The 21314-nt window shown below is 52.4% G+C and carries 11 protein-coding genes, 1 tRNA gene and 11 pseudogenes; 12 read left to right on the forward strand and 11 right to left on the reverse strand.

Features of this window, described 5'->3' with window-relative positions; all coding sequences use genetic code 11:
* Nucleotides 1-85: 85 nt before the first annotated feature.
* Nucleotides 86-262: pseudogene (locus ACWWJF_RS24405) on the reverse strand (helix-turn-helix domain-containing protein); the annotation flags it as partial.
* Nucleotides 263-377: 115 nt separating this feature from the next.
* On the opposite strand from ACWWJF_RS24405, the pseudogene ACWWJF_RS24410 reads away from it, so the two are divergent.
* The 4 genes and pseudogenes from ACWWJF_RS24410 to nhaC all read left to right on the forward strand — a co-directional run bounded on the left by ACWWJF_RS24410 (nucleotide 378) and on the right by nhaC (nucleotide 5386).
* A pseudogene (locus ACWWJF_RS24410) lies at nucleotides 378-1792 on the forward strand (coniferyl aldehyde dehydrogenase).
* Between the two features lie 31 nt (nucleotides 1793-1823).
* Nucleotides 1824-2485, forward strand: a pseudogene (locus ACWWJF_RS24415) (type 1 glutamine amidotransferase domain-containing protein).
* A gap of 296 nt (nucleotides 2486-2781) precedes the next feature.
* Nucleotides 2782-3780, forward strand: a complete 999-nt coding sequence (locus ACWWJF_RS24420; RefSeq protein ID WP_455870794.1) for a LacI family DNA-binding transcriptional regulator — start codon at nucleotides 2782-2784, stop codon at nucleotides 3778-3780.
* A 157-nt stretch (nucleotides 3781-3937) separates the two neighbouring features.
* Nucleotides 3938-5386, forward strand: a complete 1449-nt coding sequence (nhaC, locus tag ACWWJF_RS24425) for a Na+/H+ antiporter NhaC (protein WP_455870795.1) — start codon at nucleotides 3938-3940, stop codon at nucleotides 5384-5386.
* Between the two features lie 44 nt (nucleotides 5387-5430).
* On the opposite strand, the gene ACWWJF_RS24430 is transcribed toward nhaC, so the two are convergent.
* Both ACWWJF_RS24430 and ACWWJF_RS24435 read right to left on the reverse strand, forming a co-directional pair.
* Nucleotides 5431-6125, reverse strand: a protein-coding gene (locus ACWWJF_RS24430; protein ID WP_455870796.1) for an IS1 family transposase whose coding sequence is annotated in 2 segments (ribosomal slippage) — nucleotides 5431-5882 and nucleotides 5882-6125 — 696 coding nt in all. Because the reading frame shifts where the segments join, the coding sequence is not laid out codon by codon here.
* A 189-nt stretch (nucleotides 6126-6314) separates the two neighbouring features.
* A pseudogene (locus ACWWJF_RS24435) lies at nucleotides 6315-6968 on the reverse strand (EAL domain-containing protein); the annotation flags it as partial.
* Nucleotides 6969-7101: 133 nt separating this feature from the next.
* Between ACWWJF_RS24435 and ACWWJF_RS24440 the strand changes: the two are divergent.
* Nucleotides 7102-7650 (forward strand): annotated as a pseudogene (locus ACWWJF_RS24440) (IS4/Tn5 family transposase DNA-binding protein); the annotation flags it as partial.
* 101 nt (nucleotides 7651-7751) lie between these two features.
* Nucleotides 7752-8339 (forward strand): annotated as a pseudogene (locus ACWWJF_RS24445) (helix-turn-helix domain-containing protein); the annotation flags it as partial.
* 13 nt (nucleotides 8340-8352) lie between these two features.
* On the opposite strand, the gene ACWWJF_RS24450 reads toward ACWWJF_RS24445, so the two are convergent.
* The 5 genes and pseudogenes from ACWWJF_RS24450 to ACWWJF_RS24470 form a co-directional block, all read right to left on the reverse strand.
* Nucleotides 8353-9521 (reverse strand): IS3 family transposase gene (locus ACWWJF_RS24450; RefSeq protein ID WP_455868400.1). Its coding sequence is split into 2 segments (ribosomal slippage): nucleotides 8353-9266 and nucleotides 9266-9521, totalling 1170 coding nucleotides; the frame shifts between segments, so codons are not numbered across the junction.
* A 163-nt stretch (nucleotides 9522-9684) separates the two neighbouring features.
* Nucleotides 9685-10664 (reverse strand): annotated as a pseudogene (locus tag ACWWJF_RS24455) (IS3 family transposase); the annotation flags it as partial.
* A gap of 6 nt (nucleotides 10665-10670) precedes the next feature.
* On the reverse strand, nucleotides 10671-12002 hold the full coding sequence (locus ACWWJF_RS24460; protein ID WP_455870797.1) for an IS4 family transposase: 1332 nt from the start codon (nucleotides 12000-12002) through the stop codon (nucleotides 10671-10673).
* A gap of 126 nt (nucleotides 12003-12128) precedes the next feature.
* A pseudogene (locus ACWWJF_RS24465) lies at nucleotides 12129-12365 on the reverse strand (transposase); the annotation flags it as partial.
* An 88-nt stretch (nucleotides 12366-12453) separates the two neighbouring features.
* Entirely contained in the window at nucleotides 12454-12681 is a 228-nt protein-coding gene (locus ACWWJF_RS24470; protein WP_455870798.1) for a hypothetical protein, read from the reverse strand.
* Nucleotides 12682-12900: 219 nt separating this feature from the next.
* On the opposite strand from ACWWJF_RS24470, the pseudogene ACWWJF_RS24475 reads away from it, so the two are divergent.
* Nucleotides 12901-13933, forward strand: a pseudogene (locus ACWWJF_RS24475) (IS630 family transposase).
* Nucleotides 13934-13966: 33 nt separating this feature from the next.
* Here the strand turns inward: ACWWJF_RS24475 and ACWWJF_RS24480 are convergent.
* A pseudogene (locus ACWWJF_RS24480) lies at nucleotides 13967-14810 on the reverse strand (IS5 family transposase).
* Nucleotides 14811-15176: 366 nt separating this feature from the next.
* On the opposite strand from ACWWJF_RS24480, the gene ACWWJF_RS24485 reads away from it, so the two are divergent.
* From ACWWJF_RS24485 to ACWWJF_RS24500, 4 genes are all read left to right on the forward strand, one after another.
* The gene (locus ACWWJF_RS24485) at nucleotides 15177-16235 is read left to right on the forward strand and encodes an NAD(P)-dependent alcohol dehydrogenase (protein WP_455871252.1); all 1059 of its coding nucleotides are present in this window, start codon (nucleotides 15177-15179) and stop codon (nucleotides 16233-16235) included.
* A 54-nt stretch (nucleotides 16236-16289) separates the two neighbouring features.
* Nucleotides 16290-17186 (forward strand): LysR family transcriptional regulator, encoded by an 897-nt coding sequence (locus ACWWJF_RS24490; protein ID WP_455870799.1) that lies wholly within the window; start codon nucleotides 16290-16292, stop codon nucleotides 17184-17186.
* A gap of 150 nt (nucleotides 17187-17336) precedes the next feature.
* Nucleotides 17337-17413 (forward strand) — tRNA-Val (locus ACWWJF_RS24495).
* A 267-nt stretch (nucleotides 17414-17680) separates the two neighbouring features.
* On the forward strand, nucleotides 17681-17926 hold the full coding sequence (locus tag ACWWJF_RS24500; protein ID WP_455871253.1) for a SymE family type I addiction module toxin: 246 nt from the start codon (nucleotides 17681-17683) through the stop codon (nucleotides 17924-17926).
* A gap of 113 nt (nucleotides 17927-18039) precedes the next feature.
* Here ACWWJF_RS24500 and ACWWJF_RS24505 read toward each other — a convergent pair whose 3' ends face one another.
* Together ACWWJF_RS24505 and ACWWJF_RS24510 are read right to left on the reverse strand one after the other, a co-directional pair.
* Complete coding sequence (locus ACWWJF_RS24505) at nucleotides 18040-19248, reverse strand: IS256 family transposase (RefSeq protein ID WP_455870800.1); 1209 nt, start codon at nucleotides 19246-19248, stop codon at nucleotides 18040-18042.
* Nucleotides 19249-19322: 74 nt separating this feature from the next.
* Nucleotides 19323-19598, reverse strand: a pseudogene (locus ACWWJF_RS24510) (integrase); the annotation flags it as partial.
* Between the two features lie 180 nt (nucleotides 19599-19778).
* Between ACWWJF_RS24510 and istA the strand changes: the two are divergent.
* A complete protein-coding gene (gene istA, locus ACWWJF_RS24515; protein WP_455868471.1) occupies nucleotides 19779-21308 on the forward strand; it encodes an IS21 family transposase in 1530 nt (509 codons plus the stop codon).
* Nucleotides 21309-21314: the final 6 nt, after the last annotated feature.

A 21314-nucleotide genomic window follows, 5' to 3' on the forward strand; every position in this document is an offset into this window, starting at 1 on the left:
CAAAAAGCCAATGGGATGGCTTGAATGCCTTAATTCACGGGGTTCTGAGCATCCTGTTCAAAAAATGGCCAAAAGATGTGTATAACGATATGGGTTTAACCCCCTGCGGTTGGAGCTCAAACAGGAGCCTTCCGATAGCTACCTCAAGGCCGATGATGTGCTGAGAGACCGCAGGCTGAGTCAGGTTCAACACCCGTGCAGCCCCCGAAATCGAGCGTTGCCGGTACACCTCTATGAAAGTGCGTAGACGCAACAATGACATAGCTTACCCATAAATTAATTTATACCCCTGACAAAATAGCGTTGTTATCCGTAAACATCCAGACACTTTATGCTGTTTTCACCCCACGAAACCGCCGTACCAACAGGAAAGTCATATGAGCGAACAACATAATTATCAGGCGTTATCACACATCCTTGACGCAATGAAGAAGTACCATCGACAGAATGAGCCCGCCACGGCTGCATTACGCCGCGATCGTCTTATTCGCAGCGCCGCCTTGATTCGTGACAACCATGTGGCCCTGACCGATGCGATAGGGCGCGATTTTGGTCATCGCAGCGGCTATCAGACGCAGGCCGCCGATCTGATAACCACCATCAATATGTTGATGCATTCCGCCGAAAAGCTGGAGCAATGGATGCAACCGGAAGCAGCCGAGTTCCTGGAATGCAGGCCTGGATCGAACCACAGCCGCTGGGCGAGGTGGGCATTATCAGCCCGTGGAATTTTCCAATAAACCTCGCCTTCGGTCCGCTGGTGGGTATATTTGCAGCGGGCAACACCGCGATGCTGAAACCCTCCGAGCTGACGCCTTTTACCTCTGAATTTCTCGCAGAGCTGGTCCCTCATTACTTTGATTCGAATGAGCTCGTGGTGGTGTTGGGTGATGCGGATGTAGGTCAGGCGTTTAGTCAGTTACCGTTCGATCATCTGGTCTTTACCGGCAGCACGGCGGTTGGCCGTCACGTCATGCGCGCGGCTGCCGAAAATCTGGTTCCCGTTACGCTTGAACTGGGAGGAAAATCCCCGGTAGTGTTGAATACCGATGCAGACATCCGCATCGCCGCCGAACGGATACTGACGATAAAGACATTTAATGCCGGACAAATCTGCATCTCCCCGGATTATGTCCTGCTGCCGGAATCATCCGAAGCGGACTTTGTCGATGCGGCAAAACGTTTTATGCACGAGAGCTATCCAACGCTTCAGCGCAATACGGATTACACCGCTATTATTAACGACAGACACTATCAACGATTACTCATGCCGCTGGACGATGCTACCCGCAAGGGGGCTAACATCATCAGTCTATGTCCCGATAACGAACCTGATTTTGATCCGCACAGCAGAAAGATCGCGCCGCATCTTATTCTTGGCGTCACAGAAGAGATGCTCGTGATGCAGGAAGAGATCTTCGGGCCACTCCTACCGTTAAAAACATACGCGGCAGGGATCGATGACGCCATTCGTTACATCAACGCGGGCCCGCGTCCACTTGCTGCCTACTACTTTGGCCATGACGTGGAGCGTCAACGCCAAATCGCCACAAGGACAACGTCTGGTGCCTTGGTCATCAACGATGTCATTACTCATGCTGCAATCGATAGCCTACCCTTTGGCGGCATCGGGGCTTCAGGAACCGGTGCATATCACGGTATCCATGGTTTCAGACGTTTCAGTCATGCAAAACCGGTTGTTGTTCAGGACAGCGCCGGCATGACCAATCTTCGTCTTCGCGCGCCTTATCAGGATAAAGCGGCTGTTGCCGAAGCGTTCCTGAACAGCTAATTCACCCGCACCAGCAGTATCGAGGTTAACAATGAAAATTTTAATGGTTCTGACATCCCATGCCGAACTGCACAACACAGGAAAGAAAACAGTCTTTTGGTTGGAGGAGTTTGCCGCGCCCTACTATGTCTTTAAAGATGCGGGAGCTGAAGTGGTTCTCTCTTCCCCGGCCGGTGGCCAGCCGCCACTGGATCCCAAAAGCGATCTTCCTGAGTTTCAGACAGCGCTGACGGCGCGTTTTAAAGCGGATAAAGACGCACAGGACGCGCTTTCTCAAACGGTCAAACTGGAACCGTATCTCAGGAGGATTTTGACACCGTGTTCTATCCTGGCGGCCACGGCCCGCTATGGGATCTTGCGGAGTCAGCAACATCGATTGCACTGATTGAATCGTTCGATCGCACCGGGAAACCAGTGGCCTTTGTCTGCCATTCACCGGGTGTGCTGCGTAAGGTTACCTCCGCGACGGGCGATCTGCTCATCAAAGGACGTAACGTTACCGGCTTCACCAATAGCGAAGAAGAGGCCGTTGAGTTAACCCATGTCGTCCCGTTTTTAATCGAAGATACCTTTATTGCTGCTGGCGCACATTACCAAAAAGGTGCCGACTGGATGCCGTTCGTCGTGGAAGATGGCAATCTGATCACAGGACAGAACCCATATCGTTATACACATCTTTTGGCCATTTTTTGAACAGGATGCTCAGAACCCCGTGAATTAAGGCATTCAAGCCATCCCATTGGCTTTTTGAGGTTCAAAATGCCACTCTGAGATAAACCCGTAACTCATTGATTAAACAGTGCGTTAGAAAGATGTGTATAACGATATGGACAGAACCCGGCCAGTTCAGAAGCCGTTGCAGTCGCCCTGTTGAAAAAATTGAATAACGAAAGCTCAATGAGCCATTAAAAATTACAGGGTGCGATGTTGGGCTAGCACAATTAACTATGATAACAAAGTAGCTCTCAATGCAATGACTGGGAGTTATCATGGCGACAATGAAGGATGTAGCCCGCCATGCGGGTGTTTCTGCGGCAACGGTATGCCGAGTGATCAACAACAACGTTTACGTTAAGCCGGTTACTCGCGAACGGGTTGAAACGGCGATGCGTGAGTTCAACTATCAGCGCAATGTTACCGCACACGCCATGGCGAAAAGGAGTGGCAAGACACTCGGGCTGCTTACCGGCAACCTGGATGATCCCTTCTTCTCGCGTATGGCGCGGGGCATTGAGGATACCACGCGTAAAGCCAGAGTACAGTTGGTCGTTTGTAGCGGCGGGCATCGCGCTGAGCAGGAAAAAGCCGGGCTTGATTTACTGATTAATCAAGGGTGTGAAGCCATTGTCGCTCATCTGCCCCGAATGAATGAAGAGGATATCTTGCGCTATGCGGCCCATACGCCTGCATTGGTGGTGATTAATCGCTATTTACCGATCATCGCCAATCGCTGTGTGTGGCTGGATAATGTCAGTGCCGCTCAGGCCGCAACCAATCAGCTCATTCAACATGGCCATCGGAAAATAGCCTGCATCACGGCAGATATTCCCATCGATGATAGAACTCACCGCGTCGAAGGTTACCTCAAAGCCATGGACATCGCTGGGATTCCGGTAGCAGATGACTGGATCATCAGCGTTTCCTTTAATGAACACGGGGGTGAGCTAGCAGCAGAGAAACTGTTACAGTCCGGGCTTAACTTCACTGCGTTGGTCACCTTTAATGATGTCATGGCCGCTGGCATCATGCGAACCTTTCACTACCATCAGGTTCGCGTCCCCGACGACATATCCTTGGTGGGCTTCGATGACATTGCCTGGGCCAAATATCTGCACCCAACCTTGACGACCATGCATAATCCCATTGAGAAAATGGCACGCCGTGCCGCGACGCTGGCCTTACAACTTAATGCCGGAATCGTCGGGCTACCACAAAACAATGCCTATTGTGCTGAGCTTATCCCTCGGGCATCGGTCAAGCAGGTTTAATTCCGCTTTGTCAGCCCGGAGCAAGCCAGAAAAATGCGAATCGCGTCGTAGTGATTAAACACATGAAACCCGTTACACCCACAGCGGTCCGGGATCACATTTATGCTGCCTTACTCTTACTACGCTGACCTCTTCAATGCTTATTAAGGAGTGAGAAATGAAAGCTAAAAAGGAGCTTAATCTGGGATTGGCACTGCTTCCCATCGTTGCAATGCTCATGTTGTTGGTTATTGGTTATGGTCAGTATAAATTACCCATAGAGTCGCTATTGTTGGTCTCGGCTGCCGTCGCTACAGCCGTTGCCTATTGGCAAGGTTACCACTGGGTAGATATCATAGACGCAATTGTCGCGAAACTGGCCAAAGCGATGCCCGTGATACTGATATTGATCTGCGTCGGTGGCATGATCGGAGCCTGGATGTTAAGTGGCACGATCCCTTACATGGTGTATTGGGGCCTGAAACTGATCAGCCCTCAATATATCGTTATCACGGCCTTTCTTATCACCTGCGCAACGTCGGTTTGCACAGGTACCTCATGGTGCACCGCGGGCACCGTGGGGGTGGCGTTGATGGGCGTCGCCGCTGGCCTTGATGTCTCTTTACCCGCCACGGCGGGTGCGGTAGTTTCAGGGGCCTATTTTGGCGATAAGTTGTCACCGCTGTCTGATTCCACCAATTTCGCCGCCATCGTCGCTGAAACTGATCTCTACAGCCACATCCGCCATCTTATGTATACCACCCTGCCAAGCTTTGCCTTAGCCGCCGGGGCCTATCTGTTTTTTGGCTATACCCATCTCCCCAGCCACACGGCCAATCTGGATAAGATGGATCAAATTATAACGTCGATAGCGAGTTTGTATCACTTTAACGTGATCCTGCTCGTCCCGCCCATCCTGGTATTATGGGGTGCCATCACCAAACGCCCTGTGATACCCGTTATGTTGGCAGCATCCGTCTTGGCAATAGGCATCGGCGTAGGCCTACAGGGATTTACCCTGCAACAAGGGTGTATTTCATTGATTCACGGTTTCAACACATCAATGTTTGCCACACAGGGTACAGAGGTAACCGGCTTGATCAGCGACATTCCCCGTTTGTTCGATCGTGGAGGGATGTTCTCCATTATGAGCACCATCCTCTTGGTGCTTTGCGCATTTTCCTTTGCAGGGGCCTTAACGTTGACAGGGGCCCTGACCGTAATCATTAATCGGTTGCTAAAAGCGATTCGCAGTGTGGGTCAGTTGATTGCAGCTACCGTGGCAACCACCCTATTGGTCACGGGAGCAACCAGTGACGGGAAGTTGGCGCTGCTTATTCCCGCTGAATTGTTTAGAGAATCTTATCTGCGTATGGGACTGGACACCAAGAACCTGTCGCGAACGGTGGAGGACGCGAGTACAGTGACTGAGCCATTACTGCCCTGGACCTCGGCTGGGGTGTATATGGCCAGCACCCTGGGGGTTAGCACATTGGACCTTGTTCCATGGGCAATCCAATGCTATACAGCGATCTTCTTCGCGCTAATATACGGCTTCACCGGGTTTGGTATCGCCAGATTACCCACCGTCGCCAGAACAGCACCGCAAGGCCTAAACCCACTGTAATACGGACGGTCCAAAATAATAACACCCAGCGGTAATGACTCCAATTAGTAGAACATGTGTTTTTCGATGAAGGCTCCGATGACTTTTTCGTGGATCTCGACGGAGCGCGAGAAGCAAATCGTTTTACGCGCCAGTCGTTTAATGCGGGTACGGAGCGTCAGGTTATTGCGCTCTATGCGTTGCGTGAAGATCTTGCCAGTCAGATCTTTCTGCTTCGGAACCTCTCTTGCATAGCTGCCCCAGTTGTCACTGGTAATCATGCCGATGTTGAACGGTGTCAACAGAGCCAGCAATTCACGGCAGGTCTCATCGGTTCGGGGGCCAAAAGTGTAGGCCAGAACACCGCCCGTTTTGGTATTGTAAGCGTACCAGAGCCAGTGCTGTAGCGCCTTACTGCCAACGAAGCTCCATTGCTCATCAAGTTCACAGATAAGGGCGACGTCGGCGTGAGCAACGGGAGAAGACGTTATCCTGCGGGGCGAGAGCTTTTTAAAGCCCGGATGACCGTATTGATGCCGATTTTCAACGTTCTGGCAGTATCGCGAACACCGGCACCGTTGAAGGCCATATCAACGATCTGCTCTTTGACTCCCGGCTTTCGCGCTTCATAGCGGTAGGTAAGCTGGAATACACGGCGACAGCACTGACACCGGAAGCGTTCGCGCTTAGTTGGACTAAGGCCATGTCGATAAACTTTATCTGAATGGCAGCGAGGGCAATGAACAAAAACAGTAACCACGTGGAAACCTCAAATAGCGGCAGAATATCACAAAAGCCAACTATTTGAAGGCATTACCCACCCAGCCATTGGGTCACACTGGCTGGGCACAAAATTAAGATAATGTGTTAACTCAGGCAATTTATCTTATTCAAAACAGTATGTGGATCATCGTAAATACTCACACCACCTTTTCCCCTAACAGCCTGATTATGGATTAACTTTCTTCCTGAGCGTCTGAGGAACAAGCCCGAATTTCGAGGAAAATGCTTGCGCCTCCAACAGCTTACCAAACCAATAGCCTTGCCCTTCCTGACAGCCGTGCTGGCGTAAGTCATGCCACTGCTCTGCGGTTTCGATTCCCTCGGCAATCGTTTCAATCTCGAAATTACGGGCAATATCAAGAATGGCATAAGCAACAGAGGCATCGCGTCGTGAAGTGAGCAAATTTTGAATAAATGAGCGATCAATTTTTATGCGCGTTACCGGGTACTGATTTAGCATACTCAACGACGCATAGCCCGTACAAAAATCATCGAAGGCAATAGAAACACCCATATCACGAATTTTTTGCAGTGTGTCCGACATGATTGAATCATTGTTATTATTCAGGGCGATATTTTCCGTTAATTCAATTTCCAAGGCTTCTGTGGGAAGACCGTGGCGTTTCAGCACGTCCGCGACCTCTGCGGCCAGATCCCCTGTCGTCAGTTGCACATCGAACAAATTCACGCCGATGCGAAAATCAGGTGCACCACACCGACGCCAATAGGCCGCCTGTGCACAGGCTTCATCGAGGATCCAAGACCCCACGCTAACCGCCATTGGCCCGCGTGCCAATGTGGTTAAAAATTCCGAAGGGGGTAGTAGCCCACCTCGTTATACACAAGTCCGCAACGCCTTATATGCCAAGGGTTAGCGGGCTGAAATAGGCAGCCGGTGGGGTTGTAAATGAAGTGAAACCGACGTGTACTATCGCCATTTACGGCGCTGAAAAATGACACGGGATTCAGATGGCTGGGCACACCAAGAACTGGAAGGGGTAAATCTTGGTGACACGAGGCTCAATAAGCGTGCCAAAGGGCTTTTGATACGGCTGGCTGAGAATCCGCAAGCCAGCATTCCGCATGCGTGCCTCGGATGGTTTGAGACGCTGGGTGCTTACCGCTTCATGGAGAACCAAGCATTCGAATGGCGAGACATTCTGCAACCTCACTGGCAGCGTACGCAGGAAAGGATCCGAGAACACGAGGTTGTGCTGTGTATCCAAGACACTACCGAGCTTGACTTCAACGGGCAGCAAATCCAAGGCTTGGGTCCCTTGAACTACGAAGCCAGGCGTGGTCTGTACCTGCATCCGACCTACGCGGTCAGTCCGGATCGCGTGGGGTTGGGCGTACTGGATGCGTGGATGTGGGCAAGAGAGCCGAAGGATGCAGACGGAAAACGCGATGGGCTCAAGGAGAGTACGCGCTGGCTCGAGGGATACGAGCGAGTTGCTGAACTCGCCTCGGAGTTGCCAAACACACGTCTGGTGTACTTAGCTGTATTAGTCGCGACTTGATCTGACACTGGACCTTGAAAGGTTGAGAGTTACCGGTTTTGATATGGGTGTCGAATCCTTATACAAAACACGAGGTAACTCTCATGCTTCATACTAACAATCCCATCATCAAACACAAAGCCGGCCTGCTCAATCTCGCCGAAGAACTCGGTAACGTATCAAAAGCCTGTAAAATCATGGGGGTGTCACGCGACACGTTTTATCGCTATCAGGAACTGGCGGCAGAAGGCGGCATTGACGCTCTGGTTAACCAAAACCGCCGGGTTCCCAACCTGAAAAACCGTGCTGATGAAGCCACTGAACGTGCGGTTGTTGATTACGCCATTGAGTTCCCGGCTCATGGCCAGCACCGGACCAGTAATGAGCTGCGTAAAAAAGGCGTCTTCATTTCTGGCAGCGGTGTGCGCTCCATCTGGCAACGACACGATCTGGAAAACTTTCGTAAGCGCCTGAAGGCACTTGAGGAAAAAGTTGCCAGAGAAGGCATCGTACTTACTGATGCTCAAATCGCTGCACTGGAGAAGAAGGCGCACGACGACGAAGTCTGTGGTGAAATAGAGACTGCTCACCCGGGTTATCTGGGGTCGCAGGACACCTTCTACGTGGGTAATCTGAAAGGTGTTGGCCGTATCTACCAGCAGACGTTCGTGGATACGTACTCGAAAGTGGCGCACTGTGTAGTGGTCAACTAATATTGGCCACCGCATTAGACTGTATGTAGAACAGTCGCTCAGATTCGTTTGGAGTTAAGCCGCCGTTATACCAGTGAGGCCGGATAGCGCTGTAATACCCCGTGATGTAGCGGATAATCGCGTCCTGGGCTTCGCTGAAGCTGTTGTAACCCTTTGTCGGCACCCATTCTGTCTTCAGGCTGCGGAAGAACCGCTCCATTGGCGCATTATCCCAGCAGTTACCCCGCCGACTCATACTCTGCTTTATCCGGCAGCGCCACAGGGCTTGCCGGTATTGACGGCTGGTATAGTGGCTGCCCTGGTCGCTGTGGAACATGACTCCTGTTGGTTGTCCCCGGAGTTCCCAGGCCATCTGCAACGCTTTAACTGTCAGCGCCGAGTCCGGCGACGTCGACATGGCCCAGCCCACCGGTTTGCGGGCGAACAGATCTAGCACCACCGCAAGGTAAGCCCAGCATTTGCCCGTCCAGATGTAGGTCACATCGCCGCACCAGACCTGATCCGGCGCGGTAACCGCGAACTGGCGGTTGAGATAGTTCGGTATTTCAACGTGTTCATTGCCGCCGCGTTTGTATTTGTGAGCCGGTCGCTGGCAGCTGGCGATACCCAGCTCCTTCATCAGCTTGCCAGCCAGCCAGCGCCCCATTTTGACACCAGAGCTGCCGGTGACGATGGTCGCGATACTTCGAGCGCCGGCAGAGCCGCCGCTGGCGTTCCAGGCTTCCATGACGCGACTACACTTAACCACGCGCTCACCGTCGGGTTCATTAGCGGAAGCCTGCCAGTGCCTGTAGCTGCTGCGATGTACCTCAAAAGTTTGGCACAACGCCGTGACCGGGTATCGCGCCCTCAGCCTGTCGACTACCGTGAACCGTTGAGTGAGTCCGACATTAAGAGCGCCGTAGCCTTTTTTAGGATTTCGTTCTCCATTTCAAGGCATTGGACTTTTTTCTTCATCTCACGCAGCTCGAGCTGTTCAGGGGTAAGAGGAAGTCCCGTTGGCGTTTTTCCCTGTCGTTCAAGGCGAAGCTTATTGACCCAGCGACTAATGGCAGAATGGCTGACATTAACCGCCTCTGCGGCCTTAACGTATGTGTAGCCGTGGTCGACAACCAGCTTTGCGGCTTCGAGCTTAAATTCCGCCGTAAAATGTTTACCCATGAGGTCACCTGTCGTGTTGATGAGGTGAGCATATCACCTCCGCTCAGGTGGCCAGTATCAGTGTGCCACTACATCCAGCACTAACTGATGTTCCAGCAAACCATCATCAAGCTCCTCTTGTGACGGTGATCTTGACCCACCATCTCCGGACAGCTTTTGTCTCTTAAGTTAACGATGTCCGCTGGCGCCGATATTCTCTTGGGGAGTTGTATCCCAGCGCACTGTACGGATGGTTTTCATTGTAATGATTGAACGCCGCTGCAAGGTTCTTCAGCGCTGTTCGCACATCGGGTTTTGGCATGAAGGCGATGTAATCTTTCTTCATCGTCTTCACGAACCGTTCTGCCATGCCGTTACTCTGTGGACGGCTCACTGCTGTTGTGCAGGGCTCCAGATTCAGTTCTCTGGCGAACTTCCGCGTTTCATGCGCTGTGTACGCTGAACCATTATCCGTCAGCCATTGCACTGGTTTATCCGGCAGCGCGCTACCGAAGCGTTTTTCCACCGACCTCAGCATCACATCCTGCACGGTTGAACTGTCATAACCCCTGGTGCTCGCTGCCCAGTCTATGGCCTCCCGGTCGCAGCAGTCCAGTGCGAACGTCACCCGCAGCTTCTCGCCGTTGTCACAACCGAACTCGAAGCCATCTGAGCACCAGCGCATATCGCTCTCTGCTACCGCGATTTTGCCTTTATGCTCCCGCTTCGGACGTTCAGTTTTATCATGCAACAACAGCAGGTTATGCTCGCTCATTATCCTGTAAAGCCGTTTGGCGTTCACCGGTGGAAGTCCCTCTGCACGACGTTGCTTACCCAGGATACCCCACACTCGGCGGTAACCGTCACTGGGCATGTCGCTGATGATACGGAGGATGTCCGATAATATCTCAGCATCAGCTTCGTCATTACGCCGGTTGCTGCGCCTGTCCAGCCAGTCGGCAGAACGGTTAACCCGCAGTGACAGCTGCGCACGCGACACGCTCATGGCGCGGCTGACCAGAGCTATTCCCCGTCCTTTGGCAACAAGGGCGCGTGCGCTATCCATTTTCGCGACTGGCCGTACTCCACTGCTTCTTTGAGGATCTCAACTTCCATCGTCTTCTTACCCAGAAGGCGCTGTAGCTCCCGGACCTGCTTGAGGGCACCTCGTTATACACATCTCTGTTCGTGCCTGAGCGCGCGTAGCGTTTCGGCGGCCGTCATGACTTTCTGCAAGCCTTTCCAGATAGTTTTTGCGCCTGGTTCACCGTCGCCTTTTCGAGCAAGAAAGCCTCCGAGTTGCGCAACTAAGCGCAATACTTCGTTTAGCTTAGGGCGGCCCTTGGGCATACGCTTGTTCATCAGTAGGTAAGCGCCATGAGTCTCGTCGGAATCAAAGAACAACATTGCGTCTAGCTCTGGACAGGTTCGTCCCATACGCATTAAATAGGCGATGCGCCATGCCACGATCATGAACAGCGCCAATGCCCGCTCAATGCGATCCACGGTCGATAACTGTAACGCTTCGACACAGCAGCCGTTCTTCAGCACATTGAAGAACATCTCGATTTCCCATCTAGCCCGATACCAGTCGATCAGCTCCACGATATCTTCTCGTCCTTCAGGTACGCGATTGCTCAGCAACCGCCACTCGACCGGCTTCACGCCTGCTGGCGGCTCAATTTCCTTGGCTATCACACAAGTCACTGCCAACCCGCAACGCAGCGACACTCGCTTCACGCGCAGCGCCTGTTTCACCGTACGCGCCTTCTGCCCCGCGCGAGCCGCCATAACGAATTGGATTTCTCCCACCGGCACGGTCTTTCCAACCTTCTGCCAAAGCTTCTCATTACAGTCCAGACTGCGATTATGAGTCGAGCGGATCAACCAGTCAGCCGGAGTGCCAAGGTCATCAGCGAGCTGCATCAACGCCTTGATATCCGCTTCGCGATCGGCTAAGTACACCAGACGTGTGTTTGGCAACTCCGAGGCGAGTTCAGCAACTCGCTCGTATCCCTCGAGCCAGCGCGTACTCTCCTTGAGCCCATCGCGTTTTCCGTCTGCATCCTTCGGCTCTCTTGCCCACATCCACGCATCCAGTACGCCCAACCCCACGCGATCCGGACTGACCGCGTAGGTCGGATGCAGGTACAGACCACGCCTGGCTTCGTAGTTCAAGGGACCCAAGCCTTGGATTTGCTGCCCGTTGAAGTCAAGCTCGGTAGTGTCTTGGATACACAGCACAACCTCGTGTTCTCGGATCCTTTCCTGCGTACGCTGCCAGTGAGGTTGCAGAATGTCTCGCCATTCGAATGCTTGGTTCTCCATGAAGCGGTAAGCACCCAGCGTCTCAGACCATCCGAGGCACGCATGCGGAATGCTGGCTTGCGGATTCTCAGCCAGCCGTATCAAAAGCCCTTTGGCACGCTTATTTAGCCTCGTGTCACCAAGATTTACCCCTTCCAGTTCTTGGTGTACCCAGCCATCTGAATCCCGTGTCATTTTTCAGCGCCGTAAATGGCGATAGTACACGTCGGTTTCACTTCATTTACAACCCCACCGGCTGCCTATTTCAGCCCGCTAACCCTTGGCATATAAGGCGTTGCGGACTTGTGTATAACGAGGTGGCTTGAGGGCAGTCGCCAGCGCCGAATCTGGAACCACTTCTTCTCCGGCCGCAACGGCGGTGAGGCTTGCTTCCTGGTATTGCTTCTTCCACTTAAACAAAAGGCTGGGCTGGATGCTATGCAGGCGGGCTACATGGGAGACGTTCATCCCCGGCTTCATTGTCTGCTGAATGATGGCGATTTTCTCTTGCGGAGTTTTACGCTTACGGACTTCTTGCCCTAACAGGATCCCGGTCATTTCAAAATTAGCATGATTGTTAGACATATATCTAAGCCTATCTCTTATCTGGAGATACAGCTACTGTTTGGTGTTACAGGGGGCTACATCACTCCTCTTGTGACGGCGTACCGAACGATGCAAGCAACGTGGTGTTTTTCACTTTTTCAATGAGGGCATGGCTAGAGCCATCAACAAAGGAGTAATTAATATTTTTGACAGTCTGATTTAATGCCAGGAAGTTTTTAAAAAAATCCATACGCCCGACAGGAGGAATAACGCCGATAAAAGCATGATCTAATGTCCCCTGCCCCTGATGCGCATCGACAAGCGCCATTAATTGATCGAATTCATCGACAATACGCTCACAGCGCTGCGCAAAAATAACCCCAAACTCCGTTAATGAAAACGTGCGCGTTGTGCGGTTGATTAATTTAATGTTTATTTCTTGTTCTAAATAACTGTTCCGAATAGTAGAACACCTGAAGGGAACTCAGTCCGAGTTGAGCGATCTGATCAATCGATAAAGATCCCAAATCATCAACCGGACTGAGCGATGTCGAGCATAGCACCGATACCCCGTAACGAACGACGCCTGATGAAGAAAACTCTCCATAAAACGCGTGACAAGAATCACGCCCGCAGGCTGACCGCCATCCTGATGTTGCACCGGGGCGAGCGCGTGAGCGATGTCGCCAGAATGCTTTGCTGCGCCCGTTCGTCAATCGGCAGATGGATTAACTGGCTCACCCTGTACGGCATTGAAGGCCTCAAATCTCTGCGGCCCGGTCGTGGCCGTCGCTGGCCGTTTGAACAGATCTGCGCACTGTTAATCCAGTTCGTAAAGCGTTCCCCTCATGATTTTGGCTATCAGCGTTCGCGCTGGAGCACGGAACTGCTAGCGATAAAAATCAATGAGATAACCGGTTGACAGTTGCATGCTTCCACGGTGCGCCGTTGGCTGCCTTCTGCCGGTCTGGTGTGGCGACGCGCAGCTCCTACGCTGCGTATCCGCGACCCGCAGTAAGGAAGAAAAAATGGAGGCCATCGCGATGGCGCTGGAACAATGCAGCGCGGAACATCCCGTCTTTTACGAAGACGAAGTGGATATTCATCTGAATCCCAAAATTGGCGCGGACTGGCAGGTTCGCGGGAAGCAGAAACGCATCGTGACGCCGGGCCAGAACGAGAAATATTATCTGGCGGGTGCATTACACAGCGGGACGGGAAAAGTCAGCGATGTTGGAGGAAACAGTAAAATTTCGTGTTTGTTTATCAGTATGTTAGAGTATCTGAGAGCAACGTACAGACGGGCAAAAACGCTCACGCTGATAGTTGATAACTACATTATTCACAAAAGCCGGGAGACGCAGCGCTGGCTGGAAGAAAACCCGAAATTCAGGGTTATTTATCAGCCGGTGTACTCACCATGGGTAAATCATGTAGAGCGGTTATGGCAGGCGTTGCATGAAACCATTACCCGCAATCATCAATGCTGTTCAATGTGGCAGTTACTGAACAAGGTTCGCCGCTTCATGGAAACCGTCAGCCCGTTTCCCAGTGGAAAACATGGACAGGCAAAAGTGTAGCGGTATTAGGAACAGCTATTTAGGCTGTGTCCCTTAATTACATAACCTCTGGTAAAACAGGCGGATGCAGCCCAGTTTCAACATTGCCAGATAATTCCTCGCCGTTTTGTCGTAACGTGTCGCAATGCGACGGTATTCTTTCAGACGGCCAAAGCACCGCTCAACAACGTTCCGATTGCGGTAGGCGTCACGATCGAGCTTTGAACGACCATCCACCGCCATTTTTTCAGTGGATTTTCGGGGGATGACAGTTTTTATACCTCTGTTTTTCAGCTCGTTACGTAATACATGCCCGAAGTACGCCTTGTCAGCGAGTACCGCATGACCACGGCGTTTCATACTGCCGTTCTGGCGTTGAACACCAATACCGTCCAAAAGACGTAGTGCAAACTGACTTTCATGAGCCTGACCGGGGCTCAACACGATGTTTAACGGAAGACCACTTCCGTCTGTATCCAGATGGATTTTGGTGCCAAAACCACCTCGAGAGCGACCCAGCCCATTATCTCCGGTGATATCGGGATGTTTTTTTGAGCACCGGCAGCACATTTCAGCGCCCTGATATTGCTACCATCCAGCGCAGTCGCTGACCAGTCCACGAGGCCATGGGCATCAAGTGATGAAAGTAACTTATTGAAAATAATGTTAATGACTCCCGATTTTGACCATCGGTTAAAGCGGTTATAAACGGTTTTCCATGGGCCGTATCGCTCAGGTAAATCACGCCATGGGGCACCAGAGCACACCCCCAGAACATGCCATTGATAATCATGCGATGCTCAGCCCATGGGCGTCCGGCCTGTGGTGTTGCTGGTTCAGCAGGGAGTAAGGGCTGGATGATAGCCCATGCTTCATCGGGAAGGTCGTAGCGAGCCATAGTTCAAAATGATCTAGAAACAAACAGTTAGTATAACTCATGGGATTAAGGGACACAGCCTAGAGGATGTTAAAATTGTGATCTCAGTAGCATGGCAAACGAGAACAGCGTTTGTCATTCATTTATGCGAAATGCCATCACCGCGGCAGCGCATAAGAAGAAAAACGCATGTATCGCATCAAAATTCATGAATTATACTCATTGGTACATGCACATTTTGCTATCTGGTATCGGATTACGCGATGCGATACGCTCGATGTAATACCGTTTCGCGTCGCCATAACACGGCGATGCACACTGATGACAAGCCGCATCATCTTTTTATTTAGACGCAAACCGTCAATCACGCCAAACAGAGAGCCTATCATGAAAACCATCGGTTACGCCGCACTGAGCCCCAGCACGCCGCTTGCCCCGTTCACCTTTGAGCGCCGCGCCCTGCGCGCCAATGATGTTGCTATGGAAATTTTATACTGCGGCGTGTGTCACTCGGATTTACATACAGCACGCAATGACTGGGGGTGGACACAGTACCCCGCCGTGCCCGGCCACGAGATAGTTGGACGAGTCACTCAATTCGGCCCGGACGTTACCCGTTTTCGCGTGGGCGATGCGGTTGCAGTGGGTTGTCTGGTCGACAGTTGCCAGGAGTGCGACCATTGCCACCAGGGTGAGGAGCAGTTTTGCACCAACGGCAGAAACGATACCTATAACGCGCCCGATCGCATCACCGGAGAAAACACCTACGGCGGCTACGCCAAGCATTTAGTGGTGCGTGAAGAGTTTGTGCTGCGCGTACCGGATACTCTGACGCTGGCGCATGTCGCGCCACTGCTGTGCGCAGGTATTACCACCTACTCTCCGCTACGCACTTGGAATGTCGGCCCCGGCAGCCGGGTTGGCGTCATTGGACTGGGCGGTTTAGGCCATATGGCCGTCAAGCTGGCGGCGGGTCTCGGCGCAGATGTGACGGTAATGAGCCGCACCAACAGCAAAGAAGCCGATGCGTTATCGCTCGGGGCAGACCGGTTGCTGGTTTCCAGCGACAGCGCCGCCATGGCGGCCGCACAATCCCATTTAGATCTGATTATCGATACCGTTCCGGTCAAGCACGACGTTAACCTCTACATGCCCTTGTTGAAAGTCGACGGCACGCTGGTGTTGGTGGGACAAGTTGGCCCACTGGCAGAACCGACTACGGTGCCGTTGATCCTCGGACGCCGACGGATCGCCGGATCGCTGATTGGCGGCATCCGTGAAACGCAGGAGATGATTGATTTCTTTGCGAAAAAACAGATCCTGCCCGACTGTGAAATGATTCGTATGGACCAGATCAACGAGGCATTCGATCGTATGGAACACGCCGATGTGCGTTACCGTTTTGTCATCGATATGGCCTCACTGCCTGCGCCCAGCGCACAGTAATCCTTTGATATACGCGCCGCCGCACAGCACCGGTGGCGCAAACCGGAAGGCCACATGCTGAAAGAAAACTTCAACGATCTGCTGTCATTTTTGGCGGTTGCCAGAGAGCGCAGCTTTAACAAAGCTGCCGCTCACCTTGGGGTATCGCAATCCGCGCTGAGCCATTCGGTACGCAGTTTGGAAGAGCGTCTGGAACTGCGATTACTCACCCGCACCACGCGCAGCGTCGCGCCAACAGAGGTCGGCGAGCAACTCGCAAGCCGTCTTGAACCCCATCTGGCCGACATTGAAAACGAACTCATCGCGCTGCGCGACATGCGTGCGCGTCCGGCGGGCAATATCCGTATCACAGCCGGTGAACACGCCACCGATTATGTGCTATGGCCCATACTGAAATCGTTCCTCGCCACTTACCCGGATATCAATATTGAAATCACGGTTGATAACGCACTCACCGATATCGTCAGCGAGCGCTTCGATGCAGGCATTCGCCTGGGCGAACAGGTGGCAAAAGACATGGTGGCGGTGCGTATCATCCCGGAGATGCGCATGGCCGTTGTCGGTTCGCCCGACTACCTTGAGCGCAACGGTGTGCCCTCATCCCCTCAGTCGTTGCAGCAACACCATTGCGTTAATATGCGTTTGCCTACGTTAGGTGGATTATATGCCTGGGAGTTTGCGCATGCCGGTCGCGAAATGCGGGTGCGCGTGGATGGACAGTTAACATTCAACAGCCTGCGCCAACGCATTGATGCCGCATACCACAGTTTCGGCCTGGCTTACGTGCCGGAAGATGTGGTTTGTCAGGAACTTGAAGCGGGTACCCTGACGCGAGTGCTGGAAGAATGGTGCGCGCCGTTTCCCGGCTACTATCTTTATTATCCGACACGCAAGCAGCACCCTACGGCATTTGCTCTGTTTATCGATGCGATACGCTATCAGGATAAATGACCTACGGGGAAGCACGCAGCACAAACATTCAGCACTCGGTAATAAAGCACTTGCCATCACGGGAGGACAACGCCATAATAGCGACCACTCCTCTAGCGGGAGTGCCAAAAAATGTATCTAATCAACTAATTGATTGATACTGCATACAGTACGACCATAGCTCAGTTGGTTAGAGCACCACCTTGACATGGTGGGGGTCGGTGGTTCGAGTCCACTTGGTCGTACCAATTCATATTTTATAGACGGATAGTGATGTCTATAATGTCTTGAAAAGAAAAATCTTATCTCCTTTTATTTCATTCATATTCTTCAAGATCTGTGCGTATACAAATCGGTTTGATATCTCCCTACTAAACTCGTGCGTAGAGCCTGCTCGCGAAATTCCTTTTGCGGGTTAAATGTCGAGTGTGATTCACCGTTATGGACACTGAAAACAAAGTCGGTATCTCAGCTATCGTCCAGAACCACGCATTTCCAAAACCGAGCGCCGCTGCATCGTGGGATACCGACCGCAAAATAGCTATATATCCACTCCGGCGATGAACCTGTCCGGCAAGTGGCTCAGAGAGCCCGGATTTGACGCCAGCACTGGCGTAACGGTGCGTATCGCTGAGGGCTGCATTGTGTTGATACCTGACAGCGACGAGGTGCAGGCACTTCGGCAGCAGCTTCAGCAGAGGCAGCGAGCGGTTAAGCGGATGGTAAGCAAGGCGGATGGAGTGCGGGACTGCTGTAGGTAAAAAATGGCCGGAAGGATATAAGGATCACTTCCGGCTTTTTTATATAGATAAATTAATAAATAACTAAATTGCCTTTTAGGGACCCTGTACATGATTCTGTGTAAATGCCTTTCTCAGTAGTGACCGTCCAGGCGGTCACCGAACTCGATAATAAAACGGCTCATTGCCATACGCCAGTCCCGCAGTGGCATCGTCCATTTCTGTGAGGCCGACTGGATTGCCAGCCACACCACCTTTTTCACTGCGTCGTCAGTCGGGAACACCTTGCGTTTTTTAATCGCATGCCGGATCACACTGTTCAGCGACTCGATGGCGTTGGTTGTGTCGATGACTTTGCGGATATCTGCCGGGTAAGCGAAGAACGTTGCCAGATTGCTCCAGTTCGTCTGCCAGCTCCGGCTTATCTGTGGATAGCGGCTGTCCCATGCGCTGGCGAATGCTTCCAGCCCCTGCTGGCCTGCTTCTTCCGTAGCGGCCTGATAGATGGCTTTCAGGTCGCGTGTGACGGCTTTGTACTCCTTCCAAGAGACGAACCTCAGGCTGTTGCGTACCATGTGCACGATGCACAGCTGGATGCGGGCTTCCGGATACACCGCGTTGATGGCGTCCGGGAAGCCTTTCAGACCGTCGACACAGGCGATGAGGATATCGTTCAGGCCGCGGTTTTTTAGTTCTGTCAGCACATTGAGCCAGAACTTCGCGCCCTCGTTTTCGGCCAGCCACATACCCAGCAGTTCTTTCTGGCCCTCGATGTTGATACCCAGTGCCAGGAACACGGATTTATTGATGACGCGACTGTCCTGCCGGACCTTCAGGATGATACAGTCAAGGTAAACAATGGGATAGACTGCATCCAGTGGACGATTTTGCCATTCAGTAACCTGTTCCATCACGGCGTCGGTGACCTTCGAGACCAGCGCCGGTGAGACATCCGCGTCATACAGCTCGTTGAACGCAGACGCTATCTCGCGGGTGGTCATCCCTCTGGCGTACAGGGACAGGATTTGGTTATCCATCCCGGTGATCCGGGTCTGGTTTTTCTTCACCAGTTGTGGTTCGAAGGAGCCATCACGATCGCGCGGAGTACGTAGTGCCAGAGGGCCATCGCCGGTGGTCACGGTATTTGTGGAATAGCCGTTGCGGGAGTTGGCCCCCGGTTTGGGCTGATTTTTATCGTAGCCCAGATGGTGGGACATTTCGGCGTTGAGAGCAGCCTCAACGCTGATTTTCTTCAGCAGGCGATCGAATTGGCTGAGATCGCCAGGGGTTTTGATATTTTTGGCCAGTTCGTTAGCCAGAGCCTGCAACTGTTTTTCGTCCATAAATTAACCTGTTTTTGATGTTGGATTGAACATATCAAAATCAGGCAATTACACAAATTTATGTACAGGGTCTAAGGCAGCAATGCATTTTCATTATTTATGACTAGCCATAATTGACCTGTTTCCACATCAGTTAACACCCTGTCTCTTTTTCCTGATATTTTTCCAACATCCCCTATGGTTAAGTCATCTAGCGCATTACTTATGGCATATCGACGAACCCGACAGAATTTTAACGCTCGTCTACATATCTGAAACATTTTTCCCGCAGCTATCGGAATATGCTGCATACGGTCAAAACACTCCAACCAATAACGGGTTTCACAATCGGATACAGCCATATTGCATATTCGCATCGTGATCGATCAGTGATTCGCATGACAATCGATCACGATTTCGCATCTAAGGTCGATCACTGATTCGCGTCGTATCGATCACTCCGGGACTTAACTCTTCTAACCTCCTCTCCGTTCGCAGTTTCTACTGAAATGGAGATAACGATGGCCAGAAAGAGAAAAAGCAGGAGTCCCATGGAGACTTGTCTTCAGATCTTCAAACTCAAATTTGAGTGCAACCAGTCTAATCGCACCATCGCCGCTGCTCTTAGGGTCAGCCCTTCCACAGTTTATGAGGTGCTCTCCCGTTTTACCGCCGCATCGCTGTCGTGGCCATTGCCTGATGCGCTCTTGCCAGAAAAACTGGAAAAGATGCTGTTCCCCACCCGCAGAATGCGCACCTCGGAGCTTATCGCGCCAGACTGGCTGTATATCGATACCGAGCTAAGACGGCCAGGGGTTACCAGGCAGCTGTTGTGGATAGAATACAGCACCGAAACCGGAGAAATGGCGCTGGGCTACTCTCAGTTCTGCCGTTGTTATCGCCAATGGAAGAAATGCCAGAAACGCTCGATGCGCCAGACCCACCGTGCCGGTGAGAAGCTGTTCATCGACTTCTGCGGGCCCACGGTGCCGGTATCCGACCCCGATACGGGAAATGTGCGCCGGGTCGCCATCTTCGTCGCTGTCATGGGAGCGTCAAATTATACCTATGCAGAAGCCTGCCCCGGTCAGGACATGATGAGCTGGCTGAATGCTAACAGCCACTGCCTGACCTTCCTCGGCGGCGTTCCAGCCCTGCTGGTACCCGATAATCTGCGTAGCGCGGTGAGCAAAGCAGATCGCTACGAGCCGGTCATCAACGACAGCTATCAGTCTTTGGCCTCGCATTACAGCACGGTAGTGATGCCAGCCAGACCCTACAAACCGAAAGACAAGGCCAAAGTGGAAAACGGCGTCCTGCTGGTCGAAAGGTGGCTCCTGGCGCGAATACGCAATGAAACCTTCCATACGATGCATGCGCTCAACGTCAGGCTCAGTGAGCTGATGACCGAGCTGAATAACCGGCCAATGAAAGGTTATGGGGGCCAGAGCCGAGCGCAGCGCTTTGCGCTGCTCGATGCGCCGTGCCTGCAGCCGTTGCCAGCCATGCCCTATGAATACACCGAATACCGTGCGGTGAAGGTCGCTCCTGACTATCACGTCGAATACGACCGCCACTGGTACTCCGTTCCCCATGAGCTGGTTGGTGAAAGGCTGTCGGTAAAAGCGGGTCAGACGTTGGTCCAGGTCTGGCATAAGGGCCGCTGCGTGGCTCAGCACCCTCGCAGCGATCGGCAGTACAGCCACAGCACGAATCCGGCACACATGCCGGTCAATCACCGCGGGCACAGCAGCTGGACACCTGAAAAGCTGCTGGATAATGCCGCGAGAACCGGCAAGGCGACCCGGCAGGTGGTGGAAGCGATGCTAAACGCGAAGAATCATCCTGAGCAGGCTTATCGGGCTGTTCTCGGCCTACTGTCGCTCCAGAAAAAATACGGTGCCGAACGGCTGGAAAAAGCCTGTGACAAGGCCTGCGGGCTGAACCATCCGGAAAGGCGTTTTATCGAGAATCTGCTGCGTCACAACAGGGAGGGCATCGGAGAAACAGTTAAAGGAAATAGAGAGTTACAGCTTCCACTGGAGCACGAGAATCTGCGTGGTCCAAAATATTACCACTGAAAAAGG

It is taken from the genome of Symbiopectobacterium sp. Eva_TO, assembly GCF_053848865.1.

What these genes read in the sequence shown, in the direction of transcription:
- ACWWJF_RS24420 (WP_455870794.1), top strand. Translation starts at nt 2,782, where the DNA reads ATGGCGACAATGAAGGATGTAGCCCGCCATGCGGGTGTTTCTGCGGCA.
- ACWWJF_RS24505 (WP_455870800.1), bottom strand. Translation starts at nt 19,248, where the DNA reads ATGGACGAAAAACAGTTGCAGGCTCTGGCTAACGAACTGGCCAAAAAT.
- istA (WP_455868471.1), top strand. Translation starts at nt 19,779, where the DNA reads ATGGAGACTTGTCTTCAGATCTTCAAACTCAAATTTGAGTGCAACCAG.
- ACWWJF_RS24470 (WP_455870798.1), bottom strand. Translation starts at nt 12,681, where the DNA reads ATGGCGCTTGTCGATGCGCATCAGGGGCAGGGGACATTAGATCATGCT.
- ACWWJF_RS24490 (WP_455870799.1), top strand. Translation starts at nt 16,290, where the DNA reads ATGCTGAAAGAAAACTTCAACGATCTGCTGTCATTTTTGGCGGTTGCC.
- ACWWJF_RS24460 (WP_455870797.1), bottom strand. Translation starts at nt 12,002, where the DNA reads ATGACACGGGATTCAGATGGCTGGGTACACCAAGAACTGGAAGGGGTA.
- ACWWJF_RS24485 (WP_455871252.1), top strand. Translation starts at nt 15,177, where the DNA reads ATGAAAACCATCGGTTACGCCGCACTGAGCCCCAGCACGCCGCTTGCC.
- nhaC (WP_455870795.1), top strand. Translation starts at nt 3,938, where the DNA reads ATGAAAGCTAAAAAGGAGCTTAATCTGGGATTGGCACTGCTTCCCATC.